The 17681-nt window shown below is 65.0% G+C and carries 15 protein-coding genes; 11 read left to right on the forward strand and 4 right to left on the reverse strand.

From position 1 onward, the window contains the following. The 3 genes from EN932_RS11100 to EN932_RS11110 form a co-directional block, all read left to right on the forward strand. Positions 1-673: MipA/OmpV family protein (locus EN932_RS11100; RefSeq protein WP_164890465.1), on the forward strand; the 673-nt coding region annotated here is incomplete at its 5' end. 234 nt (positions 674-907) lie between these two features. Further along, positions 908-3871 carry an isoleucine--tRNA ligase gene (gene ileS, locus EN932_RS11105; protein ID WP_127368760.1) on the forward strand — a complete coding sequence of 988 codons (2964 nt, stop codon included), beginning with the start codon at positions 908-910 and terminating at the stop codon, positions 3869-3871. A gap of 207 nt (positions 3872-4078) precedes the next feature. Beyond that, positions 4079-4750, forward strand: coding sequence for a hypothetical protein (locus tag EN932_RS11110; RefSeq protein ID WP_013532359.1), 672 nt, complete (start codon positions 4079-4081; stop codon positions 4748-4750). 35 nt (positions 4751-4785) lie between these two features. Here the strand turns inward: EN932_RS11110 and EN932_RS11115 are convergent, their stop codons facing one another. After that, the gene (locus tag EN932_RS11115) at positions 4786-5235 is read right to left on the reverse strand and encodes a nucleoside deaminase (protein WP_127368759.1); all 450 of its coding nucleotides are present in this window, start codon (positions 5233-5235) and stop codon (positions 4786-4788) included. Between the two features lie 182 nt (positions 5236-5417). Here EN932_RS11115 and EN932_RS11120 point away from each other — a divergent pair, with 182 nt between their 5' ends. The 5 genes from EN932_RS11120 to EN932_RS11140 all read left to right on the forward strand — a co-directional run bounded on the left by EN932_RS11120 (position 5418) and on the right by EN932_RS11140 (position 11977). Next, positions 5418-7535, forward strand: coding sequence for a pseudouridine synthase (locus EN932_RS11120; RefSeq protein ID WP_128368829.1), 2118 nt, complete (start codon positions 5418-5420; stop codon positions 7533-7535). Further along, a complete protein-coding gene (gene rsmD, locus EN932_RS11125) occupies positions 7532-8086 on the forward strand; it encodes a 16S rRNA (guanine(966)-N(2))-methyltransferase RsmD (RefSeq protein ID WP_013532356.1) in 555 nt (184 codons plus the stop codon). The genes EN932_RS11120 and rsmD overlap by 4 nt, the downstream gene beginning before the upstream one ends. Before the next feature lie 134 nt (positions 8087-8220). Then, complete coding sequence (locus tag EN932_RS11130) at positions 8221-9609, forward strand: pitrilysin family protein (RefSeq protein WP_024504837.1); 1389 nt, start codon at positions 8221-8223, stop codon at positions 9607-9609. Between the two features lie 74 nt (positions 9610-9683). After that, positions 9684-11111, forward strand: a complete 1428-nt coding sequence (locus EN932_RS11135) for a pitrilysin family protein (protein ID WP_127369476.1) — start codon at positions 9684-9686, stop codon at positions 11109-11111. Further along, on the forward strand, positions 11108-11977 hold the full coding sequence (locus tag EN932_RS11140; protein WP_013532353.1) for a patatin-like phospholipase family protein: 870 nt from the start codon (positions 11108-11110) through the stop codon (positions 11975-11977). The genes EN932_RS11135 and EN932_RS11140 overlap by 4 nt, the downstream gene beginning before the upstream one ends. 41 nt (positions 11978-12018) lie before the next feature. Here the strand turns inward: EN932_RS11140 and EN932_RS11145 are convergent, their stop codons facing one another. Together EN932_RS11145 and efp are read right to left on the reverse strand one after the other, a co-directional pair. Further along, positions 12019-12561, reverse strand: a complete 543-nt coding sequence (locus EN932_RS11145) for a dihydrofolate reductase family protein (RefSeq protein ID WP_064994145.1) — start codon at positions 12559-12561, stop codon at positions 12019-12021. A gap of 179 nt (positions 12562-12740) precedes the next feature. Next, complete coding sequence (gene efp / locus EN932_RS11150) at positions 12741-13310, reverse strand: elongation factor P (protein WP_013532351.1); 570 nt, start codon at positions 13308-13310, stop codon at positions 12741-12743. A 117-nt stretch (positions 13311-13427) separates the two neighbouring features. Here efp and epmA point away from each other — a divergent pair, with 117 nt between their 5' ends. Both epmA and EN932_RS11160 read left to right on the forward strand, forming a co-directional pair. Further along, entirely contained in the window at positions 13428-14468 is a 1041-nt protein-coding gene (epmA, locus tag EN932_RS11155) for an EF-P lysine aminoacylase EpmA (RefSeq protein ID WP_127369475.1), read from the forward strand. A 112-nt stretch (positions 14469-14580) separates the two neighbouring features. After that, positions 14581-15831 carry an FAD-dependent oxidoreductase gene (locus EN932_RS11160; protein WP_127385313.1) on the forward strand — a complete coding sequence of 417 codons (1251 nt, stop codon included), beginning with the start codon at positions 14581-14583 and terminating at the stop codon, positions 15829-15831. 23 nt (positions 15832-15854) lie between these two features. Here the strand turns inward: EN932_RS11160 and EN932_RS11165 are convergent, their stop codons facing one another. Further along, positions 15855-16271 carry a VOC family protein gene (locus tag EN932_RS11165; protein WP_127266861.1) on the reverse strand — a complete coding sequence of 139 codons (417 nt, stop codon included), beginning with the start codon at positions 16269-16271 and terminating at the stop codon, positions 15855-15857. A 166-nt stretch (positions 16272-16437) separates the two neighbouring features. Here EN932_RS11165 and EN932_RS11170 point away from each other — a divergent pair. Further along, positions 16438-17681: TldD/PmbA family protein (locus EN932_RS11170; RefSeq protein ID WP_164890466.1), on the forward strand; the 1244-nt coding region annotated here is incomplete at its 3' end.

Here is a 17681-nt window from a genome sequence, read left to right on the forward strand (position 1 = left end):
GCCCAATTTCGAGGGCGGCAGGAAATACATGCTGAGCGCCCAACCCATCATCTCATTGGGCAAGGCCGGACCGGCGGCACGCTTTGTCTCGCGCAACGACAACATCTCGTTGGCGCTGGTCGACGATGGCGGTGTCCGCGCCGGCCTGACCGGCAAGTTCCTGTTTTCCCGCGACGACGACAACGCCGATGAACTGAAGGGCCTCGATCCGGTGCGCTGGGGCGGCGAAGTCGGCGGCTTCTTCGAATTCTATCCGACGGACTGGCTGCGCGCCCGCGCCGAGCTGCGCCACGGCATTCGCGCCCACAACGGCTTTGTCGCCGACATCGCCGCCGATGCCTTTTACGACGTGACGCCGACCGTCAGGATTTCGGGAGGACCGCGTGTTTCCTTCGCCTCTGGCAACTATTTCGACGCCTATTATGGCGTCAACGCGCAGGAAGCGGTGGCCTCCGGCCTGAGCGAATACCATCCCGGTGGCGGGCTGAAATCGACCGGCCTTGGCGGCGCCATAACCTGGAAGGTGACCGAGCCGATGACCGCCAGCCTGTTTGGCGAATATTCGCGCCTGATGGGACCGGCGGCCGATTCCAGCCTGGTCAAGGAGCGTGGCGACCGCAACCAGTTCACGGTCGGCGTGTCGACCACCTACCGCTTCGATTTCACGATGTAGGTGAATCGAACGAGAGACGCTTTATTCCTGCCGTGGCTTCGGCTAAAAGCCCAGCCATGACCAGCTTTTCGCGCCTTTTCGCGATCGCGATACGAATTACAGGCCCGGTGTTCCGGGTGGCCTGAGCGCCGCCGGAGCCGCCGGGAGTTTCTGCGCGCCCCTCGCGCTTTTTTCATAACATGATAGTTCACGCCCGAGCTTGTACGCCCGCCGGGCAATGCACATGGCAGACCAATGACCGACACAACTGAAACGATCGACTATTCCAAGACGCTTTATTTGCCGCAGACGGACTTCCCGATGCGCGCCGGCTTGCCGGAGAAGGAGCCGCTGCTGGTCAAGCGCTGGCAGGACATGGATCTCTACCGCAAGCTGCGCGAGAGCGCTGCCGGCCGCACGAAATACGTGCTGCATGACGGCCCGCCCTACGCCAATGGCAACATCCATATCGGCCATGCGCTGAACAAGATCCTCAAGGACGTCATCACCCGCTCGTTCCAGATGCGCGGTTACGACTCGAACTATGTGCCCGGCTGGGACTGTCACGGCCTGCCGATCGAATGGAAGATCGAGGAGCAGTACCGCGCCAAGGGCAAGAACAAGGACGAGGTGCCGGTCAACGAATTCCGCAAGGAATGCCGCGAATTCGCCGCGGGTTGGATCACGGTGCAGGGGGCCGAGTTCCAGCGCCTCGGCGTCATCGGCGACTTCAAGAACCCCTATACGACGATGGCTTTCCATGCCGAGTCGCGCATCGCCGGCGAGCTGTTGAAGTTCGCCATGTCGGGCCAGCTCTATCGCGGCTCCAAGCCGGTGATGTGGAGCGTGGTCGAGCGCACGGCGCTGGCCGAGGCTGAGATCGAATACCACGACTATGAGAGCGACACGATCTGGGTGAAGTTTCCGGTCGCCAGCCTTGTCCGCCCCATTGACGATGGCCAGACCAAGCTGACGGAGGGCGCTCTCGATCTGCTGCAGGCCCACGTCGTCATCTGGACGACGACGCCGTGGACGATCCCAGGCAACCGCGCCGTCAACTATTCGCCGCGTATAAATTATGGCCTCTACGAGGTCACGGCAGCCGAGAACGCGTTCGGCCCGCAGCCGGGCGAAAAGCTGATCTTTGCCGACGCACTGGCCGAAGACTCCTCGGCCAAGGCCAAGGTCACCTTGAATCGTCTCCGCAGCGTTTCGGCGCAAGAGCTTGGAAGCCTTACGCTTTCACATCCGCTCAAGGGCTTGGGCGGCGGCTACGAATTTGCCGTTCCGATGCTCGCCGGTGACCATGTCACCGACGATGCCGGCACCGGCTTCGTCCACACCGCGCCCGGACACGGCCGCGAGGACTTTGACGCCTGGATGGACGCGGCGGTGGATCTGCGCGCACGCGGCATCGATCCCGCCATCCCGTTCACCGTTGACGATGGCGGCTTCTTCACCAAGGACGCGCCGGGTTTCGGACCGGACCGCGAGGGTGGACCGGCGCGCGTCATCGACGACAACGGCAAGAAGGGCAACGCCAACCAGGCCGTCATCGACGAGCTGATCAAGCGCAACGCGCTGTTCGCGCGTGGCCGGCTGAAGCACAGCTATCCGCATTCGTGGCGGTCCAAAAAACCGATCATCTTCCGCAACACGCCGCAATGGTTCGTTTATATGGACAAGGACCTCGGCGACGGCTCGACGCTGCGCAGCCGGGCGCTCAAGGCCATCGACGACACCCGTTTCGTGCCCGCCGCCGGCCAGAACCGCATCCGCGCCATGATCGAGGAGCGCCCGGACTGGGTGCTGTCGCGCCAGCGCGCCTGGGGCGTGCCGATCGCCGTCTTCGCCGATGTCGACGGCAATGTGCTGAAGGACGAAGCGGTCAACCAGCGCATCATGGACGCCTTCGAGAAGGAGGGCGCCGACGCCTGGTTCGCCGCTGGCGCCAAGGAGCGTTTCCTTGGCAATCACGATGCCTCCAAATGGAAGCAGGTGATGGACATCCTCGACGTCTGGTTCGATTCGGGCTCGACGCATGCCTTCACGCTGGAGGATCGCCCTGACCTGAAATGGCCGGCCGACGTCTATCTCGAAGGCTCCGACCAGCATCGCGGCTGGTTCCATTCCTCGCTGCTGGAAAGCTGCGGCACCAGGGGCAGGGCGCCTTACGATACTGTCGTCACCCATGGTTTCACCATGGACGAGGATGGCCGCAAGATGTCGAAGTCGCTCGGCAACACCGTGGTGCCGCAGGACGTCATCAAGCAGTCGGGCGCCGATATCCTGCGTCTGTGGGTGGTGACGACCGACTACTGGGAGGACCAGCGGCTCGGCAAGAACGTGCTGCAGACCAACATCGATGCCTACCGCAAGCTGCGCAACACCATCCGCTGGATGCTCGGCACGCTCGCCCATGACGATGGCGAAGAGGTGCCGCTGGAGAAGATGCCGGAACTGGAGCGGTTGATGCTGCACCGGCTGGCCGAGCTCGATGAGGTCGTGCGCTCGGGTTACGACGCCTTCGAATTCAAGCGCATCACCCGCATGCTGCTCGATTTTATGGTGGTCGAGCTGTCCGCGTTCTATTTCGACATCCGCAAGGACGCGCTCTACTGCGACGCGCCCTCGAGCCTGAAGCGCAAGGCTTCTGTGCAGGTGGTGCGCCATCTCTTCGATTGCCTGGTGAAATGGCTGGCGCCGATGCTGCCCTTCACCATGGAGGAGGCCTGGCTCGATCGTCATCCCGACGCGGTCTCGGTGCATCTCGACCAGTTCCCGCAAATCCCGGCGGACTGGCAGAACGAGGCGTTGGCGGAAAAGTGGCGCCAGGTGCGGCAGGTGCGGCGCGTCGTCACCGGCGCGCTGGAGATCGCGCGGGCCCAGAAGGTGATCGGATCGTCGCTGGAAGCGGTGCCGGTCGTCACCATCAACGATGCAGCGCTCGAAGCGGCGATTTCAGATGTCGACATGGCCGAGATGGCGATCACCAGCGATCTGGTCATCGCTCATGGCGAGGCACCGGCTGGTGCCTTCGCGATCGACGACGTCAGGGGTGTCGCCGTGGTGGTCGAGAAGGCCGAGGATCGCGGCCTGTTAAAATGCGCACGCTCATGGCGCTACACCGCCGATATCGGCCAGGATCCGGAATTCCCGGATGTTTCGGCCAGGGATGCGGCGGTGCTGCATGAATTGAAGGCGCTTGGCCGGCTTTGACAGGCCGGCCAGCTTGATCGGTGCACAAATGCCACGCCGGGCGGGTGAAAACCGCCCGCGCGTTGCCCTTAACGAGTGGTTGAGGTAAACACGCGAAACTCCGGAAGACAAATTGTCGCCGGATTTCCGTCGCAAGTGCTTGGACGATGGGGACCGGCCAGAAGGCTGGTGGCAATCGAGAGGCTGTCTAGAGTGGGACTTTTTGGCATGACCGAGAGATATAATGCGCGCCTGGCGCTGCTGGCGCCGCTTGTCGCGTCGGGCCTCGCTTTGTCCGGCTGCATGGGCTCTCCGACCTACGGCACCGACAAGACCGCCGGCGAACAGCTGGCCGGCGATATTTCAGGCGCCTTTTCATTTGCGCCGAAGCGCAAGGAACAGATCGACTACAAGCCGCGTCCGACGCTTGTAAAGCCGGCGCCCGGCCAGAAGGAAGCGCTGCCGGCCCCGCAGGACAGCATCGAGACGGCGAGCGCCGAATGGCCCGAATCGCCCGAGCAGCGCCGCGCCCGCTTGCGCGCCGATGCCACCGCCCATCAGAACGACCCGGCCTATCAGTCGGAGATCGTCGACGACGTGCAAACCGATCCGGCCTCGGTGAAAAGGGCGATGGCGGAGTCAGGCTCGAGCCACCCGCCGGCATGGACACCGGCCGATTCCGACAAGGGCCGTGCCGCCGAGATCCAGCGTCGCCTCGCCGACAGCAAGCAGGGCGATCCGAACACCCGCAAATATCTGAGCGAGCCTCCAGTGCAGTATCGTGTCGCGGCCGGCACCGCGCCGCAGAACGAGCTTGGCGAGGACGAGTACAAGAAGGAACGCCGTCTCAAGAAAGAGGCGGAAGGCAAGAAGGGCAGCGGCTGGTTCGATTGGCTGTAAGAACACCGAATTGTGTCGCCGGGCGTAGCGCCCGCTCAGCCGCGCCGCTCCCGAAAAAATCCTTTAAGCAGCAGGCCTGCTTCGGTCTCGCCCATGCCCGGATAGATGTCGGGCGCGTGGTGGCAGGTCGGCGAGGCGAAAAAACGCACGCCGTTGACCACCGCACCGCCCTTGTTGTCGGCGGCGCCGAAATAGAGCCGGCGCAGCCGGGCGAAGGAAATGGCGCCGGCGCACATGGCGCAAGGCTCCAGCGTCACATACAGATCATGCCCGGTCAGCCGCTCGGCCGACAGTTTGCGGCAGGCTTCGCGGATGACCAGCATCTCGGCATGCGCGGTCGGGTCGGCAAGTTCCCGTGTGCGGTTGCCGGCGCTGGCGACAACACCAGCGCCATTGGCGATGACGGCGCCGACCGGCACTTCGCCTCGCAAGGCGGCAGCTTCGGCCTCCTTCAGCGCCAGCGCCATGAAATCGGGCCGCTTCACGCGATTTCCACTCCGATTATCTCCTCGCCACCTGACGGTGATCCTGTTATGGAGCGCATGACCTCGAAAATCGGGACTCGGTTTTCGAAAATGATCATGCGCCACATCAAAAGTGCTACAGCGTTCGTTGCGCGCCCGAAAGGATGCGCCACGCTGTAGCAGCGCAAACGGATAAAGGCCACATGGACGACAACGACAAGAAATTCCGACCCAGGAAGGGTCCGGCCAAGAGTGGGCCGAAAGCCGCGGGACCGCGCAGCCGCGATGGCGCCGCGGGCAAGGGCGGCAAACCGTCCTTTGGCGCCAAGAAACCTTACGCACCGCGTGGCGACCGGCCGATGGCTGCCGATGGCGAGCGGCCGAAGCGCGATTTCAAGGGCGGCGACAAGCCTTTCAGCAAAGGCCCGCGTCCCGAAGGCAAGCCTTTTGAGAAACGCGAGGGGCCGCGCAAGCCCTATGCACCGCGCGGCGATCGCCCAATGGCCGCCGAAGGCGAGCGCAAGCCCTATGAAAAGCGCGAAGTACCGCGCAAGCCCTACGCACCGCGCGGCGATCGCCCAATGGCCGCCGAAGGCGAGCGCAAGCCTTATGAAAAGCGCGAAGGACCGCGCAAGCCCTACGCACCGCGCGGCGACCGCCCGGTGGCCGCTGAAGGCGAGCGCAAGCCCTACGAGAAGCGCGAAGGGCCACGCAAACCCTATGCACCGCGGGGCGACCGGCCGGCTGCGGCGGCAGCGGGCGGCGAAAAGCGCTTCGACCGTCCCAAGCGCGATTTCAGTGACCGCGCCCCGCGTGACGCCGTCGATCGCCCAAAGCGTGACTTCGCCGACCGCCCCAAGCGTGACTTCGGCGATCGCCCGAAGCGGGATTTCAACGATCGGCCGCAAGGCGCGTCAGGCGGCGGCTTCAAGCCACGCCCGCGTCCCGCCGAGGCTGCGGAAGAGGCAGGCGAGCGCATCGCCAAGCGGCTGGCCCGCGCCGGCCTCGCCTCGCGCCGCGATGCCGAGGAGCTGATTGCCGCCGGCCGCGTCAAGGTCAATGGCCGCGCCCTCACTTCACCGGCCTTCAACGTGATGCCTGATGACATCATCCATCTCGACGGTATGGAAATCCCGCCGATCGAGCGCACAAGGCTGTTCCTGTTCCACAAGCCGGCCGGCGTCGTCACCACCAACCGCGATCCCGAGGGCCGCAAGACCGTCTTCGACGTGCTGCCGGCTGAATTGCCGCGGCTGATGACCATCGGCCGGCTCGACATCAACACCGAAGGCCTGCTGCTGCTCACCAATGATGGCGGCCTGTCGCGCGTGCTCGAACTGCCGGCCACCGGCTGGCTGCGCCGCTACCGCGTGCGCGTCCACGGCAAGGTCGAGGAAAGCGCGCTTGCCGGCCTGCGTGAAGGCATTGCCGTCGACGGCGTCTTTTACGGCGCCATCGAAGCGACGCTCGATCGCGAGCAAGGCACCAATGCCTGGCTGACGATCGGCCTGCGCGAGGGCAAGAACCGCGAAGTCAGGAACATCCTGGGTTCGCTCGGCCTCGACGTGACGCGGCTGATCCGTATCTCCTATGGGCCGTTCCAACTCGATGACCTCGCCGAGGGCCATGTGCTGGAGATCAAGGGCAGGGTGTTGCGCGACCAGCTTGGTGAGCGCCTGGTCGAGGAATCCGGCGCCAATTTCGACGCCGATGTCACCAAGCCGTTTTCCAACAAGCCGGTGCGGCGCACCGAAGTTCGCGAGCCGGAGCCGGAACGGCCGAAATTCACCCGCGATGGCGAGCGCCGCCCGATCGGCGAGGGCGGGTTGATCAAGAACCGCAAGCGCCGCGAAGGCAGCCGCGATGAGGCTCTGGGCAAACTGTCGACAAGCCCCGACAGAAACGCTGAGAAGAGTTTTGGCGAACGCGCCCCGCGTCCCGAACGCAGCTTTGGCGACAAGCCGCGCGGCAATTTCGGCGACAAACCGCGCGGTGGCTTCGGCGACAAGCCGCGTGGTGCTTTTGGTGGCAAGCCGGGCGGTGGCAAAAAGTCCGAGCGCGAGCAGCGGCCGATCGAGCCGCCCGGCCAGCGCAAGGCCAATGTCTGGATGGCGCCAGGCGCGCGACCGATCGGCAAGGGCAGGGCCGAAGCTGACGCCGCCAAGGCGGCTGACGCCAAGGCGCGCAAGGCCTCGTTCAAACCGACCTATGGCAAACCGGCCGGTGCAAAGCCATTCGGCAAGCCGCGCGGCGAACGTCCGGGCGGGGCTGGCGGCGGTGAGCGTCCGCGCAACGGTCCCCGAGGCCCCAAAGCGAGATGAGAATCGTCGGTGGTGAGTTTCGCGGGCGTCCGTTGGCGACGCCGCGCTCGAGCGCCATCCGTCCGACGACCGATCGTACCCGCGAGGCGGTCTTCAACGTGCTGGCGCATCGCTTTGCCGAGCAATTGGACGGGGCACGCGTGCTCGACCTGTTCGCCGGCACCGGCGCGCTGGGACTCGAAGCGCTGTCGCGCGGTGCCTCCTACGGTGTCTTCATCGAGGAATCGGCGGAAGGCCGTGGCCTGATCCGCGACAATGTCGAGGCCTTCGGGCTCACCGGCCGCACCAAGATCTTCCGCCGCGATGCCACCGGCCTCGGCGAGGCCGGCACGCTGGCGCCGTTCGGCCTTGTCTTCGCCGACCCGCCCTATGGCAAGGGCCTTGGCGAGCGCGCCTTGCAGTCGGCCAAAGCCGGCGGCTGGCTTCGCCCCGGCGCGCTGTGCGTGGTCGAAGAGGCCGCGGTGGCGTCCTTCGAGCCAGGCCCCGGCTTTTCGGTGCTGGACGAACGCAACTATGGCGAGACCGTCATCCGCTTCATCGAGGCGTCCTGATACGCCTCGTATCCTTGGCCGGCATCCATGGGCCGGCCTCTTTGCCGCCGCCTTTGCCGGCAACATGATCAACAAATCACTTTGCTTGTCGCCAGCACCTTGCCTATCGTCTGTCGACAGAACCGGAGCCGTTGATGACATCCAGGATTGAATGGCTGCGGGGAACGCTGTTGGCGACCTCCTTGGCTTTTGTCGTGACCAGCCCAGTGCTGGCCGAGAGCCCCGTCTTGCCCAACACGGTTCCGGCCGAGTTCAAGGTCACGGATTTCCTGCTCGACAACGGCATGGAGGTGGTCGTCATTCCCGACCACCGTGCGCCGATCGTCACCCACATGGTCTGGTACAAGATCGGCAGCGCCGACGAGCCGCCCGGCAAATCCGGCATCGCGCATTTCTTCGAACATCTGATGTTCAAGGCAACGACCAACCATGCGGCCGGCGAGTTCGACCGCGCCGTCTCCGATATCGGCGGCTCCAACAACGCCTTCACCTCCTATGACTACACCGCTTTCCACGAGACGGTGGCGCCGTCGGCGCTCGAGCTGATGATGAGCTTCGAGGCTGACCGCATGCGCAACCTCATCCTCACCGACGATGTCATCAAGACCGAGCGCGACGTCATCCTCGAGGAGCGCCGCTCGCGTATCGACAACAGCCCCGAGGCTGTGCTGGACGAGGAGGTCGATGCGACGCTGTGGCAGAACCAGCCCTATCGCATTCCGGTCATCGGCTGGATGCAGGAGATGCAGCAGCTGAACCGCGTCGACGCCACCGCCTTCTACGACAAATACTACCGGCCCAATAACGCCGTGCTGATCGTCGCCGGCGATGTCGAACCGGACACGGTGCGGGCGCTGGCCGAAAAGACCTATGGCAAGGTGGCGCGCGGCCCCGATCTGCCGCCCCGCATCCGCCCGGTCGAGCCGGAGCAGAACACCAAGCGCACGGTCACGCTCTCCGATGCCCGCGTGAGCGTGCCGAGCTTTTCCACGCAATGGGTGGTGCCGTCCTATCATTCGGGAAAGCCGGGCGAGGCGGAAGCGCTCGACCTCTTGGCGGAGATCCTCGGCGGCGGCAATCGCAGCCGGCTCTACCAGGCGCTTGTCGTCCAGCAAGGTATCGCATCCAGCGCCGGCGCCTTTTTCCAGGGCACCATGCTCGACGACACCAACTTCACCGTCTACGGCGCGCCGCGCGGCGATGCCAGGATTTCCGACGTCGAAGCGGCAGTCGATGCGGAGGTGGTGCGCATCGTCAAGGATGGCGTGACGCCATCGGAACTGGAAAAGGCCAAGGACCGCTATGTCAGGTCGATGATCTTTGCCCGCGACAAGCAGGATTCCATGGCCAACATCTACGGTTCGACGCTGGCCACCGGCGGCAATGTGCAGGACGTCCAGCAATGGACGGACCGCATCCGCAAGGTCACCGCAGACGAGGTCAAGGCGGTCGCCGCGCGCTATCTGGTGCTCGCCCGGTCGACGACCGGCTATCTCTTGCCGCAGCAACAGGCGGGGAATTGATGATGACGAACCAGCACCGCCGCTCTCTCCCTTCTCCCCTTGTGGGAGAAGGTGGCCGAGCGAAGCGAGGTCGGATGAGGGGTGTTCCAGCTTGGCGCCGACGGCGCTCCGTCACCCACCCCTCAACCGTCTCGGCGCTGCGCGCCGATCCACCTTCTCCCACAAGGGGAGAAGGAAGGGCGCTCGCCGCACTCACCACCCTTTTCCTCTCCATCCTCTTCCTCATCCTGCCGGCGCTCACCGCGCGGGCCATGGAGATCCAGTCCGTCACCTCGCCAAAGGGCATCACCGCCTGGTTGGTCGAGGATTATTCCGTGCCGGTCGTCGCCATCCGCTTCGTCTTTGGCGGCGGCTCGACGCAGGATCCTGTCGGCAAGGAAGGGCTGGCCAATCTAATGACCGGCCTGTTCGACGAAGGCGCCGGCCCGCTCGATAGTGAAGACTTCCAGATCAAGCTCGACGATGCCGGCGCCGAGATGAGCTTCGACGAGAGCCGCGACGGCATCTACGGCTCGATGCGCATGCTGGCCGAGCAGCGCGACCAGGCCTTCGACCTGCTGCGGCTGGCGGTCAACGAGCCGCGCTTCGACCAGTTGCCGATCGACCGCATCCGTTCCCAGATCCTGTCCGGCATCATCGCCGGCGAAAACGACCCGGACACGGTGGCGCAGAACAAATGGGCGCGCGCCCTCTATGGCGACCATCCCTATTCCCGCTCCGATCAGGGCACCAAGGAAAGCATCGCCGCCATCACGTCCGATGATCTGAAAGCCCTGCACAAAGCGGTGTTCGCGCGCGGCGGCCTGCATGTCGCCGTAGTCGGCGCCATCGACGCGGAGACGCTGAAGAAGAAGCTCGACATGGTGTTCGGCGACCTGCCGCAGAACCAGGCGCTGAGGCCTGTGGCCGATATCGACCCGAAGCTGGCGCAGCATATCGAGGTCGACTACGACCTGCCGCAGACCTCCCTGCAGCTCGCCTTTCCCGGCGTGAAGCGCAAGGCGGCGGATTTCTTCCCCGCCGTGCTGATGAACGAGATCCTCGGCGGCGGCACCTTCACCTCGCGCCTGTTCCAGGAAGTGCGCGAAAAGCGCGGACTGGCCTACAGCGTCAACTCCTCGCTGATCAACCAGGACCACGCCAGCGCGTTGATCGTCAGCACCGGCACCCGCTCCGACCGCGCGGCCGAGACGCTGGGCATCGTCCGCGATGTGGTCAAGCAATTGGCCGAGCAAGGCCCGACCGAAGCGGAACTGGCGGCGACCAAGAAATACATGATCGGCGCCTACGCCATCAACAATCTGGACTCGTCCAGCGCCATCGCCTCGACATTGGTCGAGTTGCAGCTCGACGATCTCGGCATCGACTACATGCAGCGCCGCGCCGGCTACATCAACGCGGTGACGCTCGAACAGGTCAAGGCCGCGGCGAAAAAGCTGCTGACCACCGAGCCGACCATCATGGTCATCGGCCCGAAACTGGCCGGAGCCGGCAAGGGATGAGCCCCACCTTCGGCATCGCCTTCGGCGGCGGCGGCGCGCGCGGGCTGGCGCATATCCATGTCATCGAGGCGCTGGACGAGCTCGGCATCAAGCCGGTGGCCATAGCCGGCTCGTCGATCGGCGCCATCATGGGTGCCGGCATGGCATCGGGTATGGCCGGCAAGGACATCCACGACTACGCCCGCTCGATCCTCGGCCGCCGCGCCGAGGTGGCCAGCCGCATGTGGCGGGCGCGGCCGGGCACGATAGCCGAAGCCATGCAGAACGGCATCCGCGTCAGCCAGTTCAATGTCGAGCGCATCCTGAAAGCCTTTCTGCCCGAGGCCATCCCCGAAACCTTTGCCGAGCTGAAAATCCCGCTGAAGGTGACGGCGACCGACTATTTCGGTCACAAGCTGGCCGTCTTCGAAGACGGCGACCTGCACTCCGCGCTGGCGGCGTCAGCGGCCATTCCCGCCGTGTTCCGTCCGGTGATGCGAGACGGCAGGCTGCTGATCGACGGCGGCATCTACAACCCCGTGCCGTTCGACCTGATCGAGAACGACGCCGACATCATCATCGGCGTCGACGTCGTCGGCGCACCGGAAGAGGCCGACCGCAAACAGCCGACCTCCGTCGACCTGATGTTCGGCGCCACGCAATTGATGATGCAGTCGATCATCGCCAACAAGCTGAAGCAATGCCGCCCCGACATCCTGGTCCGCCCGGCAGTGTCGAGATACCGCGTCCTCGATTTCCTGAAGATCGACGCGCTGATGAACGAGACGGTGGATATCAAGGACGAACTGAAGCGGCAGGTGGAGAAGGCGGTGGAGGCGAGGAATAGCGCCGCCATCAAGGGGAGACGGGGCAAGCAGGTCGGGTGAGGATGCATCTTCCCCATTCGATCTGAAAGGCTCCAACCGATTTACGACTTCGCCGCCACCGGCGCATACTCCAGCGCCACAACGCCGTTGCTGAATGGCATCGCAGAAATCAATTCCAGCGCCACCGGTTCGCCGCCTGGGAACAGCGGCTTGCCCTGGCCGACGGTGCCGGGATAACTGAGCAGCCTGACGCGGTCGACCAGGCCATGGCGCAGCAATTCCTGCGCGACGCTGAGGCTGCCATGCACATAGATGTTGCCGCCGCTGCCTTGCTTCAGCGTCCTGACCGCTTCCGGCAGCGGTCCCTTCAGCAATTCGGCAGGCTTCCAGTCGAGCGCCTTCAGGCTGTTCGACGCGACATATTTCGGCAGCGCGTTGAACCGTTCGGCAAAATCTCCGGTTTCCGTCGGCCAGGAGCCGGCAAAGATCTCATAGGTCGTGCGCCCCAAAAGCATGGCGCCGCTATCGGCAAGCTCGTCCTCCTTGAACCTGTTCATCTCGTCGTTCCAGGTCACGCTTGGCAGCTTCTCGACCTCGGCAATACCATCAACGCTAATGAATTCGGTGACGATAAGTTTTCGCATGGCGTTCTCCTTCTTCGCTCAAAGGACGGACCGCGCAGGGTGTTTGCGACATGCTTCGTGAAAAATATCGCTGTGCGGGCGGAGGCGCCGCGTTCAAGGGGAGACAGCGGAAGAGGACAAGGGTGAGCCCTGGTGAAACGCAGGGCTGGCCGGTAAACCCGTAACCCCACCGCTCGTCTTCAGTCCTTCGCCCGCTCCACATAAGCCCCATCAGCCGTCATCACCACCACGCGGGTGCCCGGCGCGATGTGGGGGGGCACCAGGGTGCGTACGCCGTTGGACAGCACGGCCGGCTTGTAGGACGACGAGGCCGTCTGTCCCTTGGTCGTCGGCTCGGTTTCCACCACTTCGAAGGTGGCGCGCTGCGGCAGCACCAGGGAAATGGCAATGCCGTTGAACTGCGACACCTGCACGGCCATGCCTTCCAGCAGGTAAGGTGCCATGTCGCCGACCACGGCTTCCGACACCGCCACCTGGTCGTAGGTTTCCGGGTTCATGAAGTGAAAGCCTTCGCCGTCGCGGTAGAGGAAGGTGTGCTCGCGCTCTTCGACATAGGCGCGCTCGACCTGCTCGGTGGTGCGGTAGCGTTCCGAAACCTTCACCCCGTCGCCGATGCGGCGCATGTCGAGCTGCGTTACCGGCGTGCCCTTGCCTGGGTGGATGTTTTCGGCAAAGAGGATCACATAAAGCTTGCCGTCCTTGTCGACGACATTGCCTTTGCGGAGCGAACTGGCGATGACTTTCACCACGGTTTTAAATCCTGCAAGAAGAGTTGACTGGCGTTTGCCGGCTAGTGCGGCGCTGGATGGGGGCCTACCGCATCTTGGCCGCCGCCGCCAGCCCCCTTCCACCATGTTCCGAGCCGCATGACCGAAGCTTCGCCCTGGTGGACGCCTGACGTTCACGCCGACCGCCGCCCGCGGCTGATGCTGCGCAATGGCATCGCCGCCGGCCTGCGCGACTGGTTCGCCGCCCATGATTTCGTCGAGGTGCAAACGGCGGCGCTGCAGGTCTCGCCCGGCAATGAGGCGCATCTGGCGGCTTTCGCCACGGAAGCGGTCGGGCCGGACGGTGCAAGGGCGCCACTCTATCTCCACACCTCGCCGGAATTCGCCTGCAAGAAGTTGATCGCCGCCGGTGAAACCAGGATTTTCAGCTTCGGTCCGGTCTATCGCAACCGCGAGCGCGGCCCCTTGCATCATCCCGAATTCACCATGCTCGAATGGTACAGGGTGGGCGAGGCCTATGAGAGCCTGATGCTGGATTGTGCGGCCTTTCTGGCGCTGGCCGCGACAAGGACAGGGGCGACTCTTTTCTCTTTCCGGGGCCGCGACTGCGATCCGTTTGCCGAGCCGGAACGACTGACGGTGGCGGACGCTTTCGCCCACCATGCCGGCATCGACCTGCTGGCCACGGTCGCCGCCGACGGCAGCACCGACCGCGACGCGCTGCACGCCGCCTTGACCCATGCCGGCCTGCGCACCGCGCCCGACGACAGCTGGGCCGATCTGTTCAGCCGGGTGATGGTGGAAAAGGTCGAGCCATTCCTCGGGCAGGGGCGCGCGACCATCCTGTGCGAATATCCCGTCGCCGAGGCGGCACTGGCGCGGCCGAGCCAGCGCGACCCGCGCCTCGCCGAGCGTTTCGAGCTCTATTGCTGCGGCGTCGAACTCGCCAACGGCTTTGGCGAACTGACCGACGCCGACGAGCAGCGCCGGCGCTTTGTTATCGAGATGGACGAGAAGCAGCGCGTCTATGGCGAGCGCTATCCGCTGGACGAGGATTTTCTCTCAGCCCTTGCCATCATGCCGCCGGCCAGCGGCATCGCACTCGGCTTCGACCGGCTGGCGATGCTGGCGACCGGCGCGCAAAAAATCGAGGACGTGATCTGGACGCCTGTCGCCTGAGGGCGGAAAGATCTGGCCTATTCGATTCCAGGGATCAAGACTGGACCGTGACCCCGAACCAAGAGACCACATGATCGGTACTGGATTTCAAGGTCAATCGGGAAGATCTACAGTGGCTGCTTCTGAAACGGTCGAAATCGCCATTGTCGGCGCCGGAGTTGTCGGGCTGGCGACGGCACTTCGCCTTGTCGCGGACGGCCGCGAAGTCCTGCTCATCGATCCGAACGAGCCGGGCTCAGGCGCGTCGTTCGGCAATGCCGGAACGATCGCCGAATATGCCTGCATGCCGGTCGGCACTCCTGCGGTGCTGCGGGCATTGCCAAAGCTGCTGCTTGATCCCGACAGCCCGTTTTCGCTGCGCTGGCCGGCGCTGCTGCAGCTGGCGCCATGGCTCGTTCGGTTCATGCGGCAATCGCTGCCGGCGGCCACCCGGGCCAATGCACTGGCGCTCGCCGGACTGCTGGCCGACGCCCTTCCAGCCTGGGAAGACATGGTCGGGGAGGCCGGGCTGGAGGACCAGATGCGCCGCAATGGCTGTCTTTACCTCTATCGCCGCTTGAGCGATTTTGCCGCTGGCGCCGGCGGCCGGGCAATGCGCGCTGCGTTTGGCATCCACCAAGAGGTCCTGACTCCCGAAGAGGTGGCGGCGCTTGAGCCGGGCCTGCCGGCGACAGCAGCGCATGGCGTGTATTTTCCCGACTCGATCAATGTCACCGATCCGGCAATGGTGATGCGGCGGTTGCTGGGCGCGGTGAGTGCCCGTGGTGCATCGGTGAAGCAGGCAGAGATCACCGGGCTGCAGGTCGAGGCTGACGGTGTGCAGCTCAGCGGACCCGGCGTTCGCATCAAGGCTGGCACGGTGGTGATCGCCGCCGGTGCACGGTCGCGCGCACTGGCCGCGCAGGCCGGCGACAGGATTCCGCTCGAGACCGAGCGCGGCTATCATCTGGAATTCCAGACCGACGCGCCGCTGCTCAACCGACCTGTCTGTCCCGTCGATCTTGGTTTCTACCTGACGCCGATGGCTGGCCGCTTGCGGGTCGCCGGCACCGTCGAACTCGGCGGCCTGGTCGCGCCGCCAAATCCGCGCCGGCTGGCGCTGCTTGACCGTGGCGCCAGGCAAATTTTTCCCAGGCTCGGCTCGCCTGCCTCGCAATGGCTCGGCTTCCGGCCGTCCCTGCCGGATTCCAGGCCGGTCATCGGCGCTTCGCGCGGCAGCTCCCGCGTAATTCATGCTTTCGGGCACGGCCATCTCGGCCTGACGCTGGCTCCGATCACCGCGCGGCTGGTCGCCAACTTGATCGGCGGACGCGGCGATCCGGCTCGGCTCGCACCTTTCGCGGCGGGCCGTTTCGGCCGTTGATCGATGGATGCCCTCGATCTGAGCTAGTGCGCGAAAACCTGCTCCAGCGAGCGAAAGCCCTTGAATTCCAAGGCATTGCCCGAGGGGTCGCGGATGAACAGCGTTGCCTGTTCGCCGGGCTCGCCCTTGAAGCGGACCATCGGCCGTTCCAGCCAGTCGATGTCGTCGCGCGCCTCCAGCCGTGTCGCCAGGCGCTGCCAGTCGTCCATCAAGAGCACCGCGCCGAAATGCGGGATCGGCACGACAATGCCGTCGACCCTGCCGTCACTGGGTGCCTGTGCGGCCTGCGGCCGCAGATGCGCCGACATCTGGTGACCGTAGAGGTCGAAGTCGACCCAGGTCGCTGACGAGCGGCCGATCGCGCAGCCCAGCACCTCGCCATAGAAAACGCGGGTTTCATCGAGATCACGGACCGGGAAGGCGAGATGGAAAGGCGTCATCGAAATGCTCCGTGCAGGCTGCGAACCGATTTTGCGTCACAGGGTTCGCGGTTTGAACCGTCCGCCCTGCATTTTGATTGAAGCCTATGCCATTGCACAAGCCGGACCGGAACAATAGATGGGTGGGCAACGGCCGCACACCGGCCGCACCAGCAGGATTTCAGGCATGACCGACATATCAGACGCAGCAAAATTGACCGACCGCGTCGCGGCCCTGGTCGAGGCTGCCAAAAAGGCCGGCGCCGATGCCGCCGACGCGGTGGCCGTGCGCGGCCGCTCGACCGGTGTGTCGGTGCGTCTCGGCAAGGTCGAGGCTACCGAAGCTTCCGAAAGCGAGGATGTGGCGCTGCGCGTTTTCGTCGGCGGCCGCGTGGCGAGTGTCTCGGCGACAGCGGCGTCCGACCCGAAAACGCTGGCCGAGCGCGCCGTGGCGATGGCGAAAGTGTCGCCGCAGGATCCCTATCAAGGGCTGGCCGATCCGGCATTGCTCGCCAAACAGACGCGCGATCTCGACCTGTTCGACGCCACCGAAGTGTCGGCAGACCAGTTGAAGGAAGCCGCATTGGCGGCGGAAGCGGCAGCGCTTGCCGTCAAGGGCGTGACCAATTCGGCCGGCGCCAGCGCCGGTGCCGGGCTGGGCGGCCTGGTGCTGGCCACCTCGCACGGCTTCCTCGGCCACTATGTCGGCTCGCGTTTTTCGCGCTCGGCCAGCGTTATCGCCGGCGAGGGCACCGGCATGGAGCGCGACTATGAATTCTCCTCGCGCCAGCATTTTGCAGATCTCGATGCGCCCGAGGACATCGGCCGCAAGGCCGGCGAGCGCGCCGTGCGCCGCATCGGCGCGCGCAAGGCGGCGACCGGGCCGGTCGACGTGGTGTTCGACCCACGCGTCGCGCGCGGCATCGCCGGCCATCTCGCCGGCGCCATCAACGGCGCCTCGGTCGCGCGCAAGACCTCGTTCCTGCGCGACATGATGGGCAAGCAGGTGGCCGCCTCCGCCATCACCGTCACCGACGAGCCGCTCCGGCGACGTGGCCAGGCCTCGCGTCCGTTCGACGGCGAAGGCGTCGAGGGCGAAAAGCTGTTGATGGTCGAGAAGGGCGTGCTCAACCACTGGTTCCTGTCGACCTCGGCTGCAAGGGAGCTGGGCCTCGTCACCAACGGCCGCGGCGCACGCAGCGGCTCCTCCGTTACGCCATCCTCCACCAATCTCGCCATCGAACCCGGCGAGCGGTCGCCGGAAGAGCTGATCAAATCGCTCAAGACCGGCTTCTACGTCACCGAGGTGTTCGGCCAGGGCGTCGACATGGTCACCGGCGAATACAGCCGCGGCGCTTCCGGTTTCTGGATCGAGAATGGCGAACTGGCCTATCCCGTCGCCGAGGTCACCATCGCCTCGAACCTGAAGAC

Source organism: Mesorhizobium sp. M7A.F.Ca.US.002.01.1.1, assembly GCF_004022955.1.
GTDB classification, from domain to species: Bacteria; Pseudomonadota; Alphaproteobacteria; order Rhizobiales; family Rhizobiaceae; genus Mesorhizobium; species Mesorhizobium ciceri.

Coding starts and splice junctions, on each gene's coding strand:
- ileS (WP_127368760.1), top strand. CDS start 908: ATGACCGACACAACTGAAACGATCGACTATTCCAAGACGCTTTATTTG.
- EN932_RS11110 (WP_013532359.1), top strand. CDS start 4,079: ATGACCGAGAGATATAATGCGCGCCTGGCGCTGCTGGCGCCGCTTGTC.
- EN932_RS11130 (WP_024504837.1), top strand. CDS start 8,221: ATGACATCCAGGATTGAATGGCTGCGGGGAACGCTGTTGGCGACCTCC.
- epmA (WP_127369475.1), top strand. CDS start 13,428: ATGACCGAAGCTTCGCCCTGGTGGACGCCTGACGTTCACGCCGACCGC.
- EN932_RS11140 (WP_013532353.1), top strand. CDS start 11,108: ATGAGCCCCACCTTCGGCATCGCCTTCGGCGGCGGCGGCGCGCGCGGG.
- EN932_RS11165 (WP_127266861.1), bottom strand. CDS start 16,271: ATGACGCCTTTCCATCTCGCCTTCCCGGTCCGTGATCTCGATGAAACC.
- rsmD (WP_013532356.1), top strand. CDS start 7,532: ATGAGAATCGTCGGTGGTGAGTTTCGCGGGCGTCCGTTGGCGACGCCG.
- EN932_RS11120 (WP_128368829.1), top strand. CDS start 5,418: ATGGACGACAACGACAAGAAATTCCGACCCAGGAAGGGTCCGGCCAAG.
- EN932_RS11135 (WP_127369476.1), top strand. CDS start 9,684: ATGAGGGGTGTTCCAGCTTGGCGCCGACGGCGCTCCGTCACCCACCCC.
- EN932_RS11145 (WP_064994145.1), bottom strand. CDS start 12,561: ATGCGAAAACTTATCGTCACCGAATTCATTAGCGTTGATGGTATTGCC.